This window comes from Streptomyces cyaneochromogenes (genome assembly GCF_003963535.1).
GTDB classification, from domain to species: domain Bacteria; phylum Actinomycetota; class Actinomycetes; order Streptomycetales; family Streptomycetaceae; genus Streptomyces; species Streptomyces shaanxiensis.
The window spans coordinates 7,144,752-7,159,782 of the sequence record NZ_CP034539.1; the positions used below are offsets into that span (position 1 = coordinate 7,144,752).

The window sequence follows — 15,031 nt, forward strand, 5'->3', positions numbered from 1 at the left end:
TCGGCGACGCGGCTCGGTCAGAGAGACGACGCGGCCGACGCGATCGCCGAGGCGAACGTCGAGACCTCGGTGTAGACACCGGGCGCGTTCGGCCGGGCGCAGCCTATGCCCCAGCTGACGATGCCGACCTGGATCCAGGCGTTGCTCGCGTCGCGGCGGAACATCGGGCCGCCGGAGTCGCCCTGGCAGGTGTCGACGCCGCCGGACGGGAGGCCGGCGCAGATCTCCTCGCTCGCGACGAGCCCGCTGTAGCCGCTGTAGGAACGGCACTGGGCGTCGCTCATGAACGGCACGTTGGCCTTGAGCATGTAGCGCTGCTGGCTGCCGCCCTCGGTGGCCGCGCCCCAGCCGGCCACGGTGAAGGTACCGGTGTTGTACTGCGTGGTGGTGGCGATCTTCAGCGTCGGCAGGTTGATGGGCTGGGCGAGCTTGATCAGCGCCCAGTCCTTGCCGGTGCCGTTGTAGCCGGGGGCCCGGTACACGTACGTGGAACGGACCTGGACCCGGCCGCTGGTGGACTGCAGGTCCACGACGCCGGCGGTCGCGGTGATGCTGGTGTTCGGGCCGGTCGAGCCCACACAGTGCGCGGCGGTGAGCACGATCTGCTGGGTGTACAGCGCGCCGCCACAGCCCATGGAGAGCCGGACCATGAACGGGAACTCGCCCTGCGTGGCACGGGTTCCGCCGACGACGCGCGAGTCGGCGGCCTGCGCGGCCGAGACGGGCTGAAGGCTGACGATCGCGAGAGCGGCGGCGCCGAGGACCGCGCATCTCTTGAGGGCGGTGAGGAGCTTCTTCAACGTGATGCCTTCCGTGGGGGGTTGGACATACGAACGTGGAGAGAGCGCTGAAATGTCGGGGGCATGTCAGATAGGAAGAGGACGGGGAGCGTCTTCTGGTTGGTGACATGCGCCGGTCAATTCTGTTGCTGGATTATGTGGATCCTGTGACTGCCCGGACAAGGGGCCAAATCCGGCCACGCCCGTTTCAGGACACGGGCTTCCCGGCTCAGGACCCGGCCCTCCCGCCCGGCCGCAGCCGCGCGTACCGTTCCCCGGCGGCATGCCACCAGCCGGGCGGCGAGGGAGAGTTGACGACAGCGGTCGGCTGATCGGGATGCAGCCCGAGCCGCCACAGAGCACCGGCGTCCACATGGACGGTGATCCACGCACGCCAGTGCCCGTCGACCCCAGGCGCGCACACCCGGTCCCAGCGGACCTCGTCCGCGCCGAACGGCATCCAGTCGATGCCGCGCTCACGCAGTCAAGCGCGAACGGCGGCCTGGGGCAGGGGAGACCCCTTCTCGATCTCGTACGAGGCGATCGCGACCCGCGCGGAACCGGGTCGGGACGTGTGCGTGGAAGTGGACGTGTCGGTCACACCGACGAGGATGCCCGAGGGCGACGCCCGTCCGCGCCCCGATTTCGCCGCCACGCCAAGGCCCCGGCGCCGCGCTCACGTTGACCGTGGCGGTCGCGGACCCACCGCTCGGCGTGGGTGCACCGGGAGCCGTGTAGATCAGGACACCTGGCCCGCCCCCTATAGGCCAGATCCTGACCTGTAGGCCGCCTACGTTGTCCCCATGACCCCCTCGGACGGCACAGCCCCCCTCGCCTTCGACTCCGCCACCGCCCTCGACGCCTGGCTGACCAGCCACCCCGCCCCGCATCCCGGCCTGTGGGTCAAGGTCGCCAAGAAGGGCTCGGGCATCCCGTCCGTCACCGCCGCCGAGGTCAACGACGTGGCCCTCTGCCACGGCTGGATCACGGGTCAGCGCAAGGGGCTGGACGCCGGGTACTTCCTGCAGCGGATCACCCCGCGACGGCCCGGCAGCCTGTGGTCGATGGTCAATGTGCGGCGCGTCGAGGAGCTGGCGGACGCCGGGCGGATGCGGCCCGCCGGGCTCGCGGAGGTGGATGCCGCGAAGGCGGACGGCCGGTGGGCGGCGGCGTACGAGTCGCAGAAGGACGCCGCCGTCCCCGAGGACCTCGCGGCCGCGCTGGAGCGCAACCCCAGGGCCAAGGCCGTCTTCGAGGGGCTCGGCAGGACGGAGCAGTACCTCGCCATGCTCGGCATCCTCCGGGCTCGCACCCCGAAGAGCCGGGCGGCCCGACTGAAGGCAGCCGTGGCGAAGCTGGAGAACTCCGTCACTCCTCCAGCGCCGCCTTCGCGAGCTTGATCAGCCGGTCGAAGTCGACGGCTCCGGGATCCCCGTGCGCGTTCTCGGGGACGTGCATGTGCCCGCACACCCCTTTGAACCCGTTCCACTTCGCCCCGCTCATCCGCTGACCGCCCTCGTTCCCGTACGACTTCGGGTACGCGGGCCACAGGGTCGGGCCCCGCAGCGGTACGTCATGCTCGATGTGCATCCAGGCCAGGAAGCGGGCGACGCCGAGCAGGGCCCACTCGGGGGCCTGAGGCCAGTAGATGTGCGCCTTGCCCGCGTCCTTCCACTTCGCGTGGGTCTTCGGGTCGCAGGTGCCGACCAGTTCGGCCTGGCAGACGTTCAGTGTGTTGGTCTCGACGCCGCCCAGCTTGTTGCGCAGCGCGCGAGACGAGACGTCGATGTCGAAGTGCTGGTACCACTTCAGCTTCTTGGCGGCCGGATCCGGCACCGCCGTGAGGTTCGGTGCCAGGGCACCGCCCTGGTAGTCGGGCAGCGAGCGGCCCTCGGTGGTGTGCAGGACGACGACGTTGACCTCCATCGCCCTGCCGCCGAAGTCGTCCTGGTACCAGCGGTCGCGGCTTGCTCCCGGATAGCGTTGCGGTCCCGTCTTGTTGGGCATTTGCGCCTCCCCCGATGCGGAATCTCTGCCTACACGACCGAGCACCCGCCCTCCTGATACGGGGGAGTGGGGGGCGGGTGTGCTCAGAGTGGGCGCGGAAGGGGCGCGCGGCGTGGTCGCCGAAGGGTCACGCGTTGCGGATCGCCGAGATGTCGAAGTTCAGCTTGATCTTGTCCGAGATCAGCACGCCACCCGTCTCCAGCGCGGCGTTCCAGGTCAGGCCCCACTCAGAGCGCAGGATCTGCGCCTTGCCCTCGAAGCCGACGCGCTCGTTGCCGAACGGGTCCTTCGCGGCGCCGTTGAACTCCAGGTCGATGGTGATCGACTTGGTGGTCCCGAGGATCGTCAGGTCGCCGGTGATGCGGTAGTCGTCGTCGCCGAGGGCCTCCGCCGAGGTGGACCGGAAGGTCATCGTCGGGAACTCCTCGATCTTGAAGAAGTCCGCGCTCTTCAGGTGGCCGTCGCGGTCCGCGGAGCCGGTGTCGATGCTGTCCATCTTGACGTCGATGGACGCCGTGGACGCGGACGGTTCGCTGCCGTCCAGGTGCAGCGATCCACTGAAGTCGAGGAACTTGCCCTTGACGTTGGTGACCATGGCGTGGCGGACGGTGAAGCCGATCGTGGAGTGGGCGGTGTCGATCGTGTAGTCGCCGGTCAGGGTGGAGAGCTCGGTGTTCGCCATGACGTGCTCCTTCGAGGGAAGTAAGTGATGCGTGATCTGATGTTGAATCTTGAACTACATCAACACAGCCGACCGTAGACCTATTCCGTTCAGGATTCAACATCATCCGCAAAGTGTTGGCGTGATTACGCTGAGGTGGTAGATGCCCAGGCATGACCTCTCAGCGCACCGGGCCCACGAGACCCAGCCGCCGAGCCGTCCTGCTCGCGGCGACGCTCCTGGCCACCACCGCCGGCACCGCCACCGCCGCCCACTCGGCCCCGGCCGACGCCTACGACACCCTCCGCCGCCGCTGGCTCGACATCGCCCTCGGCACCGGCTACGACCCAACGGCACAGCCGTACGCCGCCCGCCTCGCCGAGACCGGCACCCTCGCCCGCGGCTTCCGGGCCACCATGGCCCCCACCCCCACCTCCCTCTGGCCCGGCCACCCCTACGACCCGCCCGCCGGCATCACCCAGAGCTACGGCCGCCTGTGGACCATGACCCAGGCCTACGTCCAGCCCGGCACCGGCTCCACCGCCGACCCGTCCCTCCTCGCCGACGTCCTGCGCGGCCTCGATCACCTCTCCGCCACCGTCTACAACCCCGCCACCACCCGCTACGGCAACTGGTGGGAATGGCAGATCGGCAGCCCCCGCCTGCTGATGGACATCACGGCCGCCCTGTACGGCCACCTCACCGCCGCCCGGATCGACGCCGCCTGCGCCGCCGTGGACCACTTCGTCCCCGACGCCATGCTCACCGACTACTCCGGCACCTCCACCGGCGCCAACCGCGTCGACCTGTGCCGCGGCGTCGCCCTGCGCGGCATCCTCGGCCGGACCCCGGCGAAGATCGCGCTCGCCCGTGACGCGCTCTCGCCGGTCTTCCCGTACGTCACCAAGGGCGACGGCCTCTACGCCGACGGCTCGTTCGTCCAGCACACCCGGGTCGCCTACTCCGGCACCTACGGCCAGGTCCTGCTCGACGGCCTCGGCCGCCTCTTCGCCCTGCTCGCCGGCTCCGAGTGGGAGGTGACCGACCCGGACAGGCAGATCGTCCTCGACAGCGTCGAGCGCGCCTACGCGCTCCTCATCCACGACGGGTTGGTGATGGACAGCGTCAACGGCCGTGCCATCAGCCGGGGTCACCTCAAGAGTGACGACCGGCATGTCCTGCGCAGCGATCACTACCACGGGCAGGGGATCATCGCCGCGATCGCTCTCCTCGCGGGCGGCGCGAGCCGGACGGAACGCGAGCGCTGGCACGGACGGATCAAGGGATGGATCGAACGGGACACTGTCACGCCGATCTTGACGGCCCGTCAGTTCGATGTCGCCGACCTCGCGCGGCTGCACGCCGTCGCCGCACAGCCGGTCGCCGCCGCGCCCGAGCCCACCGGCCACCACCTCTTCGCCGCGATGGACCGGGCCGTGCACCGCCGCCCACGCTTCGTCGCGAACATCGCCATGGCGAGCGACCGCATCGCGTACTACGAGTGCGGCAACGGCGAGAACCCGCGCGGCTGGCACACCGGAGCAGGGATGCTCTCCTGGTGGGCGGACGGCCTCGCGGGCCAGTACACGGACTGGTACTGGCCGACCGTCGACTGGTACCGGCTCCCCGGCACGACCGTCTCCACGCTCCGCCTCCCCGACAAGGCCGGCGGCGAGTGGGGTGAGCCCAAGCCCGACGTGCGGTGGGTCGGCGGCGCCACCGACGGCGAGTACGCGGCGATAGGACAGCACCTGAAGGGACTGGGGTCGACGCTGGAGGCCCGCAAGTCGTGGTTCTGCGTCGAGGACGCCGTGATCTGCCTCGGGGCCGGGATCACCTGCACCGACGGTGTCCCCGTCGAGACCGTCGTCGACAACCGCAACCTCGGGGAAGGCGGCACCCAGGCCTTCGTACGCGGACCCGGCTGGGCGCACCTGGAGGGCCACGGCGGCTGGGTGGTGCCGTACGGCGATCTGCGCACCCTGCGCGAGGACCGCACCGGCGCCTGGGCCGACATCAACACCACCAGCACGACGGAGCGCCGCACCCGCCGCTGGCAGACCCTCTGGCTGGACCACGGCACGGACCCCGTGGACGCGACCTACGTCTACCTGCTCATGCCCGGCGCCGGCCGGCACGAGGTTGCGGCACGGGCCGCCCGCCGGCTGTCGGTCCTCGCCAACGACCGTGCCTGCCAGGCGGTCGACGTCCCCTCCTTGGGTCTGACGGCCGCCAACTTCTGGCGGGCGGGCACGGCGGGCCCGCTCACCGCCTCCGCCGGGGCGAGTGTGCTGCTCCGCCGACGGGCCCGTACCGCTACCCTCTGCGTGAGCGAGCCGCCGCGCACCGGCGAGCCGCTGGAGATCATCTGGGACCGCCCGGTGGAGCGGGTCCTGCACGCGGACGACTCGGTCGAGGTCCTCTTCGCGGGCCGCCGGCTGCGGGTCCGTGTCACTCCGGGGATGGTATGTACGACCCACCGTTGTGAGGTGGCTCTCAGGTGACGGCTTTGTGCGACCCCTACAACGCGCACGCCCCCTGAGCAGTCGGAAGGGCTGCATGCCGCCATGGTTCTGTTCAGGGGTACCAGGAAATGGGTCCGGAGACTGTACGGAGTCAACGGCTCGCTTTCCTTGGTGTCCTTCGTAAGGTCGCTACATGACCGTTTTGGAAGAGGCACCGGGTGAGCCGATCGACGCCCGCGGGCGGACCGCCGAGCTGCACGAGATCCGTGCGCAGGCGCTGGCCGGCCCGAGCGAGAAGGCGACCGCGGCGCAGCACGCCAAGGGCAAGCTGACCGCCCGGGAGCGGATCGAGCTGCTGCTGGACCCGGGTTCCTTCCGGGAGGTCGAGCAGCTGCGCCGGCACCGTGCGGTCGGGTTCGGTCTGGAGGCCAAGAAGCCGTACACCGATGGTGTCATCACCGGTTGGGGCACGGTGGAGGGCCGTACGGTCTTCGTGTACGCGCATGACTTCCGTATCTTCGGCGGCGCGCTGGGCGAGGCCCACGCCACGAAGATCCACAAGATCATGGACATGGCCATCGCGGCCGGTGCCCCGCTGGTCTCCCTGAACGACGGCGCGGGCGCCCGTATCCAGGAGGGCGTCTCGGCGCTCGCCGGCTACGGCGGCATCTTCCAGCGCAACACCAAGGCGTCCGGCGTCATCCCGCAGATCTCGGTCATGCTCGGCCCCTGCGCGGGCGGCGCGGCGTACAGCCCCGCCCTGACCGACTTCGTCTTCATGGTGCGCGAGACCTCGCAGATGTTCATCACCGGCCCGGACGTGGTCAAGGCGGTGACGGGCGAGGAGATCACCCAGAACGGGCTCGGTGGCGCGGACGTGCACGCCGAGACCTCCGGCGTCTGCCACTTCGCGTACGACGACGAGGAGACGTGCATCGCGGAGGTGCGCTACCTCCTGTCGCTGCTCCCGCAGAACAACCGGGAGAACCCGCCCCGGGTGGAGTCCTCGGACGCGCCGGACCGCCGCAGCGAGGTGCTGCTGGACCTGGTCCCGGCGGACGGCAACCGGCCGTACGACATGGCGAAGGTCATCGAGGAGATCGTCGACGACGGCGACTACCTGGAGGTCCACGAGCGCTGGGCGCGGAACATCATCTGCGCGCTGGCCCGCCTGGACGGCCAGGTGGTGGGCATCGTGGCCAACCAACCGCAGTCCCTCGCCGGCGTCCTGGACATCGAGGCGTCGGAAAAAGCTGCGCGCTTTGTCCAGATGTGTGACGCTTTTAACATCCCGATCGTCACTTTCCTGGACGTCCCCGGGTTTCTCCCGGGCGTCGACCAGGAGCACGGCGGAATCATCCGGCACGGCGCGAAGCTCCTGTACGCCTACTGCAACGCGACCGTGCCGCGGATCTCGCTGATCCTGCGCAAGGCCTACGGAGGTGCCTACATCGTCATGGACAGCCAGTCCATCGGCGCCGACCTCACCTACGCCTGGCCGACCAACGAGATCGCCGTGATGGGCGCGGAGGGTGCGGCCAACGTCATCTTCCGCCGTCAGATCGCCGAGGCCGAGGACCCGGACGCCATGCGGGCCCGCATGGTCAAGGAGTACAAGGCCGAGCTCATGCACCCGTACTACGCGGCCGAGCGTGGCCTGGTGGACGACGTGATCGACCCCGCGGAGACCCGCGAGGTCCTCGTCCGCTCGCTGGCGATGCTCCAGACCAAGCACGCCGACCTGCCGTCCCGCAAGCACGGCAACCCCCCGCAGTAACCCAGCGGATCCTTCGCGGTACCCCCGCGGAAACCTCAGCCACGGAGACTGACACCCATGAACCTCCCTGATATCCGCGTCGAGAAGGGCCACGCCGAGCCCGAGGAAGTCGCCGCCATCACGGCGATCCTCCTGGCCCGCGCCGCCGCCCAGCCGGCCGACACCACCCCGGCCCACCGGGGCCGCGCCAAGGCGGGCTGGCGTCGCCTGGAGCGCGAGCCCGGCTTCCGCGCCCCGCACAGCTGGCGCTGAGCCCCACAGAGCCCAACACGGCCCCGTCCTCCCCCTGTCGGGAGGGCGGGGCCGTCGGCATGATGAGGGGCCGTACGGAAGTCACCTGGGGGCGGCATGGGGGTGCGGGCGCAGGCGGAGGCCGCGCTGCGGGACCTCATCGATCACTACGACCGCGGAGGAGAGCCGGAACGGGCCGCCGTACGGGCCCTGTTGAGCCGCCGCACGTCGTTCCGCCGGGACGTGACGTGAAACGGCCCCGGCCGCCTCCCGAAGGAAGCGGCCGGGGCCGAAACGCGTGTGAACCGCCGCAGGCGCCGCGTGCTACCGCAGGCGCGCCATCAGCGCGTGCTCCACCAGCGTGATCAGCGCCGACTTGGCGTCCGCGCGGTGGCGGGCGTCCGTCGTGATGATCGGGGTGTCGGGGCCGATCTGGAGGGCCTCGCGGACCTCGTCCGGGTTGTACGGCTGGTTTCCGTCGAAGCCGTTGAGGGCGATGACGAAGGGGAGACCCGAGTTCTCGAAGTAGTCGACCGCGGGGAAGCAGTCGGCGAGACGACGGGTGTCCACCAGGACGATCGCGCCGATCGCGCCGCGCACCAGGTCGTCCCACATGAACCAGAAGCGGTCCTGACCGGGGGTGCCGAAGAGGTACAGGATCAGGTCCTGGTCCAGGGTGATACGGCCGAAGTCCATGGCCACCGTGGTGGTGGTCTTGTCCCCGGTGTGGGTGAGGTCGTCGATGCCCGCCGAAGCGGAAGTCATCACGGCCTCTGTGCGCAGCGGGTTGATCTCCGAGACGGCGCCGACGAACGTGGTCTTGCCCACGCCGAAGCCGCCCGCCACCACGATCTTCGCGGAGGTGGTGGAGCGGGAAGGACCGCCGCTAGAGCTTGCGAAGTCCACTGAGCACCCTTTCGAGCAGTGTCACGTCTGGCTGGCCGCCGGCGTTCTCGTCGCCGCCGGGCTGATGGATGGCGACCAGTCCCGCCTCCGCCAAGTCGGCGACGAGGATCCTGGCCACGCCGAGAGGGATCGTCAGCAGGGCCGAGACCTCGGCGACCGACTTGATCTCACGGCAGAGGTTGCAGATCCGCTGATGCTCGGGCAGCTGGCCCTGCATCTGGTGCGGCTGCGCGGTGGTGTGCACCAGCGCCTCGATGGCGAGCTGGTAGCGCGGGCGCGTCCGGCCGCCGGTCATGGCGTACGGACGCACCAGGGGGTTGTTCGATGCCCCGGCGGGCGCCGGCTCGGGGGCGCGTCGCTGCGGCTGCACCGGCTGGATACGCGGCGCCGGCGGCTGGTCGTACGGCGAGGGCCCGGGGCCCTGCGGGGCGTACGGCTGTCGCTGGCTCGGCTGGGAGGGGAAGTTGTACCGGTTCTGGGAACCGTCGCCGTGCCCCTGGGCAGGGCCGTACGACCAGTTGCCCGATGACGAACCGTCTGGGGGTGTTGCCACTTTCTCTCCTCCTCCGACTGTGCCTGGCACCCATCATGTGGAGCCGCGTCCCGAAACCTTACGGCTACGGGACGCCAAAACGCACCGACTGTCTGTTAGTTGAGCAGGCTGCCCTGGAGCTCGGCACGCAGATCCGGCGTGAGGACCGTACCGGCACGGTCGACCAGAAGCGCCATCTCGTACCCGATGAGGCCGATGTCCGCCTCGGGATGTGCGAGAACTGCGAGCGAGGAACCGTCGGAGACGGACATGATGAAGAGGAATCCTCGCTCCATCTCCACAACCGTCTGGTTCACGCTGCCACCCTCGAAGATGCGGGAGGCGCCTGCCGTCAGAGACGTCAGACCGGAGGCGACGGCCGCGAGCTGGTCGGCGCGGTCGCGCGGGAAGCCTTCGGACATCGCCAGAAGGAGTCCGTCGGCGGAGACCACCACCGTGTGCGACACCCCGGGGGTGTTGTCCACGAAGTTGGTGATCAACCAGTTCAGGTTCTGTGCCGCCTGGCTCATCGGGCTCACACTAACGCTCCTGGTTGTAGGTGCTGTCAGGGCCGAAGCCCTGGCCGTTCGTTTCGCTGTTTGCGCTGCGTCCCCGCTGGACACCGCGGCGCAGGTTGCTCAGCCTGCCCCGGACGTCCTCGGGAGCGCGGGAGACCTGTGGGCCGCCCTGTGGGGTGGCTTCGGCGGCTCCCTGGACCAGGTTGGCCTTGGGCACCCGCCGCGGCAGGCCGGAGGAGGTGACCCCGCCCGCCTTGGGCTTCCGGAGCTGCGAGGCCTGCTGCCAGCGCTCGTCGTTCTGCGAACGCCAGCTGCTGTCGCCGTTGCTCTCCGGTGTGGGGGCCGGCGTCTCCTGTCGCGCGGGCCGTGCGCCGTTGGCACCGCTCGCGGCGGAACCGCGGCGCGGAAGCCCGGCGTCGGTCATCGCGTGGGGGGCGGCGGGAGCCGGTCCCGGACGGTCGAAGCCTACGCGGTCGCGCTCGTTCGCGTCATCGGCCTGCGCGGATTCCGTTTCCGGAGCGTAACCGTCCGAGTAACCGTTGCGGTAGCCGTTCGACTGCGGCCAGTCGTCCTGGTGACGCCGCTGCTCGAAGGCGGGGAAGGACTCCGGGGCGGACGGGCTCGGGGCCGCGGGCTCCTCGCGGGTCGGCTCCGGATACGCGGGCTCGGGGTAGCCGCCGCCCGACGAGAAGGTGTCGTTGTCGGGCAGGCCGCCGTTCGGCGCGAAGTACGGGTCGTCGTACGACTGCCGCTGAGGCTCGTCGTACGCGGCCCGCTGCTGCTCCTCGTACGCCGCCTGCTGCTCCTCGTACGGCGTCTGCCGCTGCTCCTCGTACGCCTGCTGCGGGTCGTAGCCGCCGGGCTGCTCGGGGAAGCCGCCTCGGGCGTCGTAGCCGCTCTGACCGGTGAACTCGTCGTACGCGGGTGCCTCGCCAGGGGCCTCCGGACCGTGCGCCTGGGCCTCCAGGGCCGCACGGCGCTCCTCGCGCATCAGGGAGCGGCCGACGGGGTCCAGCTCGCGGATGTCGTCCGGGACCTCGGTGTAGCGGCTGTCGTCGAAGCCGAGCTCGGCGGCCGTACGCAGCGGCTGCTGGTTGAAGTTCTCACCCTGGAAGGCCTGCTCCGGGATGATCTGCGAGACGGTGAACTCGTCCTGGGACGGCTGCTGCTCGCCGCCACCGCCGTGCGTGATCGCGTCCGGCAGCATGACCAGCGAGGTGGTGCCGGCCTGCTCGCCGGAGGGGCGCAGCTGGACGCGGATGCCGTGCCGGTCGGACAGCCGGCCGACCACGAACAGGCCCATGCGCTGCGAGATCGCGGCGTCCACCGTCGGCGGGTTGGCCAGCTTGTGGTTGATGTCGGCGAAGTCCTCGGCGGTGAGGCCGATGCCCTTGTCGTGGATCTCGATCATGACCCGACCGTCGGGGAGACGGGTGGCCGTGACACGAACCTTGGTCTGCGGGGAGGAGAACGTCGTCGCGTTCTCCAGCAGCTCGGCGAGCAGGTGCACGAGGTCGGTCACGGCGCGGCCGTGGATCTCGGCCTCCGGGACGCCGGAGAGCTCGATGCGCTCGTACTGCTCCACCTCGGAGGAGGCGGCGCGCAGCACGTCGACCAGCGGGACCGGCTGGTCCCAGCGGCGGCCGGGCTCCTCGCCGGCGAGGACCAGGAGGTTCTCGCCGTTGCGGCGCATACGGGTCGCGAGGTGGTCCAGGCGGAAGAGGTTCTCCAGCTGGTCCGGGTCGGCCTCGTTGTTCTCCAGGTCGGTGATCAGGGTCAGCTGGCCCTCGATCAGCGACTGGTTGCGGCGCGAGAGGTTGGTGAAGATCGCGTTGATGTTGCCCCGCAGCAGGGCCTGCTCGGCGGCGAGCCGGACGGCCTCGCGGTGGACCTGGTCGAAGGCGCGGGCGACCTCGCCGATCTCGTCCCGGGTGTTGATCGGGATGGGTGCGACGCGGGTGTCCACGCGGCCGGGGTCGGTGCGCGAGAGCTGGTCGACCAGCATCGGCAGACGCTGCTCGGCGATACCGAAGGCGGCGTTGCGCAGCTGGCGCATCGAGCGGGACATCTGGCGGGCCACCATGCCGGCCAGGATGAACGCGGCGAGCAGGGCGACCACGACGGCGGCACCGGTGATCAGCGCGTCGCGCTTGGCGTCGTCGGCGATGTCGGCGGCCTCGTTCACCGCGGTGTCGGCCAGGTCGGACTCGATCTGGCGGTAGGCGTTGAACTTGAGGGTGTTGACCGCCCACCAGTTCTCGGCGGTGACGCCCAGCTGGGCGATCTTGGTGCGCTCGCTGGTGTCCGTGGACTGCATGGAGGCGATGGCCTTGACCATGTCCTCGGTCTTGGCCGGCGGCGGTACGTAGTCCGGGTTCTTCTGCTTGGCCGCCTTGGCCATGGCCGCGCCCTCGGCGAGGACCTCCTTCTTGGCGTCCTCGAGCTTCTGCGCGTCGGCCTCGGTGCCACCGCCGATGTACTCCTCGACGGCGATGCCCTCGAGATAGGCGTACGACGTCAGAGCGACCCGCTGGCTGGCGAAGCTGCTCGCCGACGGGCCGGGCTTGACCAGCAGGTGCATGCCGATGGAGCGCTGCAGCGACAGCGCCGCCTTGGTCAGCTCGATCGCGTAGACGGTACGGCCGTAGGAGGTGATGTTGCCGGTGCCCAGGCCGAGCTCGTTGGCGAACTCCGTCAGGGGGTGTGCGACCTCGACATAGCCCTCTTCGGTCTGCACACCGGTCAGCTTGTTGCCGTACGCCTGCGCGCGCAGTTCCGCGAGGCCCGGCTCGACGTCGCGAAACAGCCTCAGGCGGCGCTCCAGGCCTGCCTTCTGCGGCATGTTCTGCGCGGCCTCGTCGAACTCGTCCGCCGCGTCGTCCGTGTTGTCACGGGCCGCGGTGACCGTCTTGTCGTCCTCGCCCTTGCCCTGCAGCAGCGGGGCGGCGGTCACGTCACGTTCGTTGTAGAGGGCGTCGGCGTAGTTCAGCGAGGCTCGCACCAGACGCGCGGTGTTCTCCGCGTCCTCGGCCTCCTGCCAGGTGTCGATCGAGCTCTTCACCTGGAAGCCGCCCATGACGAGGCCGACGAGCACGGGTATGAGCAGGATCGCGTTCAGCCGGGTCGGCACGCGCCAGTTGCGCGGCGAGAGACGGCCACCGCTGGGTGCCGGCGTGGCCGATGGTTCCGATCCGGGCACAGGGACAGGCGCCGCTCCGCGCGGCGGCGGGGTGAAGTTGCCCCGGGCCGACGGCTCGGGACTGTTCTTGCTTCGCCTCACTCGACCAACAACCTTCCGGCGGGGTCGGCACCCTTACGTTGTGCCGCAGTGTCTCAGAGCCCAGTTCACCATTGAGTACGCAGTACTGCTGAGTACGTCTTTGACTATTGGGCAGTTCAGGCATTCCAGCACGTCGGCCTGCGCTCTTCCAAACAGTGGAAGCGGCGGATTCGAAGTGATGTAAGCCCTAGATAAAACGGTCATAAAGAGCGAGCCCCGTCAAAAGACGGGGCTTTCGTGCGCGTAGCGAGACCACGCGACCGCGACGAGTGGCCGTACCACCCGATTCCTCTGCCGAAACGTTATGAACAACGAAGCCGACCGTGTCAAAGGCCACAGTCGGCTCCGGCACAACTACGACAACTGCCGTATGACGCTGCCGACTTGATCTACCGCAGCCGTGCCATCAGCGCGTGCTCCACCAGCGTGATCAGCGCACTCTTGGCATCGGCCCGGTGCCGGGCGTCCGTCGTGATGATCGGCGCGTCGGGGCCGATCTGCAGCGCCTCGCGCACCTCGTCCGGCGTGTAGGGCTGGTGCCCGTCGAAGCCGTTGAGCGCGATGACGAAGGGAAGCCCGCTGTTCTCGAAGTAGTCGACCGCGGGGAAGCAGTCGGCGAGACGACGGGTGTCGACCAGCACGACGGCACCGATGGCACCGCGCACCAGATCGTCCCACATGAACCAGAAGCGGTCCTGGCCCGGCGTACCGAAGAGGTACAGGATCAGGTCCTGGTCCAGGGTGATACGACCGAAGTCCATGGCCACCGTGGTGGTGGTCTTGTCCCCGGTGTGCGTGAGGTCGTCGATGCCCGCGCTCGCGGACGTCATCACGGCCTCGGTGCGCAGCGGGTTGATCTCCGAGACCGCGCCCACGAACGTGGTCTTGCCCACGCCGAAGCCACCCGCCACCACGATCTTCGCGGAGGTGGTCGCCCGGCCTGGTTCAGAGCTTGCGAAGTCCACTGAGCACCCTTTCGAGCAGCGTCACATCCGGAGCGCCGCCGTTGTTCTCGTCGCCGCCCGGCTGGTGGATGGCGACCAGGCCGGCCTCAGCGAGGTCGGCGACGAGGATCCTGGCCACGCCCAGCGGCATGGACAGCAGTGCGGAGACCTCGGCCACCGACTTCACCTCACGGCACAGGTGGCAGATGCGCTGGTGCTCCGGAAGGAGCCCCATGAGCGCTGCCGGGTCGGCCGTGGTGCTGATCAGCGCCTCGATGGCGAGCTGGTAGCGCGGCCGGGTCCGGCCGCCGGTCATCGCGTACGGACGTACCAGCGGCTGGTCGCCCTCATCCTCGTACGGCTCCGCGTACGGATCATGAGAGGCGGTGGGCGGGGTCATGAATCCTCCGGGCGGGGACAGCAAGTCGGTCAGTCACGCCGTCTGGGTGGGGGCCAGTGCGGGGATTGTGGCGGCCGGACGGTGATTTGGTGAGACGGGTGGATCCGGGGCTGATCAGTGGAGCAGACTGCCTTGGAGCTCGGCGCGCAGGTCGGGCGTGAGCACGGCGCCCGCGCGGTCGACCAGCAGCGCCATCTCGTAGCCGACGAGGCCGATGTCGCATTCGGGGTGGGCCAGGACGGCGAGGGACGAACCGTCCGAGACGGACATGAGGAAGAGGAATCCTCGTTCCATCTCGACGACGGTCTGTGCCACGTTGCCGCCGTCGAAGATCCGGGACGCCCCCGCCGTCAGCGAGGTCAGACCCGAAGCGACGGCCGCCAGCTGGTCGGCACGGTCGCGCGGGAAGCCCTCTGACATCGCCAACAGGAGACCGTCGGCGGACACGACGACGGTGTGGGACACCCCGGGGGTGTTGTCCACGAAGTTGGTGATCAACCAGTTGAGGTTCTGTGCCGCTTGGCTCATCTG

General features: G+C 69.6%; 16 protein-coding genes. 5 read left to right on the plus strand and 11 right to left on the minus strand.

The features are described 5' to 3' along the window. Window positions 1-17 precede the first annotated feature (17 nt). Window positions 18-800, minus strand: a complete 783-nt coding sequence (locus EJ357_RS32650) for a S1 family peptidase (protein WP_126395309.1) — start codon at window positions 798-800, stop codon at window positions 18-20. A gap of 208 nt (window positions 801-1,008) precedes the next feature. Beyond that, a complete protein-coding gene (locus EJ357_RS32655; RefSeq protein ID WP_126395310.1) occupies window positions 1,009-1,239 on the minus strand; it encodes a hypothetical protein in 231 nt (76 codons plus the stop codon). 343 nt (window positions 1,240-1,582) lie between these two features. Between EJ357_RS32655 and EJ357_RS32660 the strand changes: the two genes are divergently transcribed. Continuing rightward, entirely contained in the window at window positions 1,583-2,179 is a 597-nt protein-coding gene (locus EJ357_RS32660; RefSeq protein ID WP_126395311.1) for a YdeI/OmpD-associated family protein, read from the plus strand. Here the strand turns inward: EJ357_RS32660 and EJ357_RS32665 are convergent. Beyond that, window positions 2,148-2,786, minus strand: a complete 639-nt coding sequence (locus tag EJ357_RS32665) for a hypothetical protein (protein WP_126395312.1) — start codon at window positions 2,784-2,786, stop codon at window positions 2,148-2,150. The genes EJ357_RS32660 and EJ357_RS32665 overlap by 32 nt on opposite strands. Window positions 2,787-2,913: 127 nt before the next feature. Next, complete coding sequence (locus EJ357_RS32670) at window positions 2,914-3,468, minus strand: YceI family protein (RefSeq protein WP_126395313.1); 555 nt, start codon at window positions 3,466-3,468, stop codon at window positions 2,914-2,916. Window positions 3,469-3,620: 152 nt separating this feature from the next. Between EJ357_RS32670 and EJ357_RS32675 the strand changes: the two genes are divergently transcribed. From EJ357_RS32675 to EJ357_RS50300, 4 genes are all read left to right on the plus strand, one after another. Next, window positions 3,621-5,951: a polysaccharide lyase 8 family protein gene (locus EJ357_RS32675; protein WP_126395314.1), complete on the plus strand. Its 2,331-nt coding sequence runs from the start codon at window positions 3,621-3,623 to the stop codon at window positions 5,949-5,951. 154 nt (window positions 5,952-6,105) lie between these two features. Continuing rightward, window positions 6,106-7,689, plus strand: a complete 1,584-nt coding sequence (locus EJ357_RS32680) for an acyl-CoA carboxylase subunit beta (protein ID WP_126395315.1) — start codon at window positions 6,106-6,108, stop codon at window positions 7,687-7,689. Between the two features lie 57 nt (window positions 7,690-7,746). After that, window positions 7,747-7,941 (plus strand): acyl-CoA carboxylase subunit epsilon, encoded by a 195-nt coding sequence (locus EJ357_RS32685; RefSeq protein ID WP_126395316.1) that lies wholly within the window; start codon window positions 7,747-7,749, stop codon window positions 7,939-7,941. Window positions 7,942-8,037: 96 nt separating this feature from the next. Then, on the plus strand, window positions 8,038-8,172 hold the full coding sequence (locus EJ357_RS50300) for a hypothetical protein (protein WP_267132813.1): 135 nt from the start codon (window positions 8,038-8,040) through the stop codon (window positions 8,170-8,172). A gap of 72 nt (window positions 8,173-8,244) precedes the next feature. Here EJ357_RS50300 and EJ357_RS32690 read toward each other — a convergent pair whose 3' ends face one another. The 7 genes from EJ357_RS32690 to EJ357_RS32720 form a co-directional block, all read right to left on the minus strand. After that, window positions 8,245-8,826, minus strand: coding sequence for a GTP-binding protein (locus tag EJ357_RS32690; RefSeq protein ID WP_026248371.1), 582 nt, complete (start codon window positions 8,824-8,826; stop codon window positions 8,245-8,247). Continuing rightward, a complete protein-coding gene (locus tag EJ357_RS32695; RefSeq protein ID WP_126395317.1) occupies window positions 8,807-9,379 on the minus strand; it encodes a DUF742 domain-containing protein in 573 nt (190 codons plus the stop codon). The genes EJ357_RS32690 and EJ357_RS32695 overlap by 20 nt, the downstream gene beginning before the upstream one ends. Before the next feature lie 95 nt (window positions 9,380-9,474). Next, window positions 9,475-9,888 carry a roadblock/LC7 domain-containing protein gene (locus EJ357_RS32700; RefSeq protein WP_005479603.1) on the minus strand — a complete coding sequence of 138 codons (414 nt, stop codon included), beginning with the start codon at window positions 9,886-9,888 and terminating at the stop codon, window positions 9,475-9,477. A 10-nt stretch (window positions 9,889-9,898) separates the two neighbouring features. Next, window positions 9,899-13,156 carry a sensor histidine kinase gene (locus EJ357_RS32705; RefSeq protein ID WP_126395318.1) on the minus strand — a complete coding sequence of 1,086 codons (3,258 nt, stop codon included), beginning with the start codon at window positions 13,154-13,156 and terminating at the stop codon, window positions 9,899-9,901. A gap of 389 nt (window positions 13,157-13,545) precedes the next feature. Then, window positions 13,546-14,121 carry a GTP-binding protein gene (locus EJ357_RS32710; RefSeq protein WP_030051303.1) on the minus strand — a complete coding sequence of 192 codons (576 nt, stop codon included), beginning with the start codon at window positions 14,119-14,121 and terminating at the stop codon, window positions 13,546-13,548. Further along, window positions 14,102-14,500 (minus strand): DUF742 domain-containing protein, encoded by a 399-nt coding sequence (locus tag EJ357_RS32715; protein ID WP_003997626.1) that lies wholly within the window; start codon window positions 14,498-14,500, stop codon window positions 14,102-14,104. The genes EJ357_RS32710 and EJ357_RS32715 overlap by 20 nt, the downstream gene beginning before the upstream one ends. A 114-nt stretch (window positions 14,501-14,614) precedes the next feature. Then, on the minus strand, window positions 14,615-15,028 hold the full coding sequence (locus EJ357_RS32720; protein WP_048580707.1) for a roadblock/LC7 domain-containing protein: 414 nt from the start codon (window positions 15,026-15,028) through the stop codon (window positions 14,615-14,617). Window positions 15,029-15,031 lie beyond the last annotated feature (3 nt).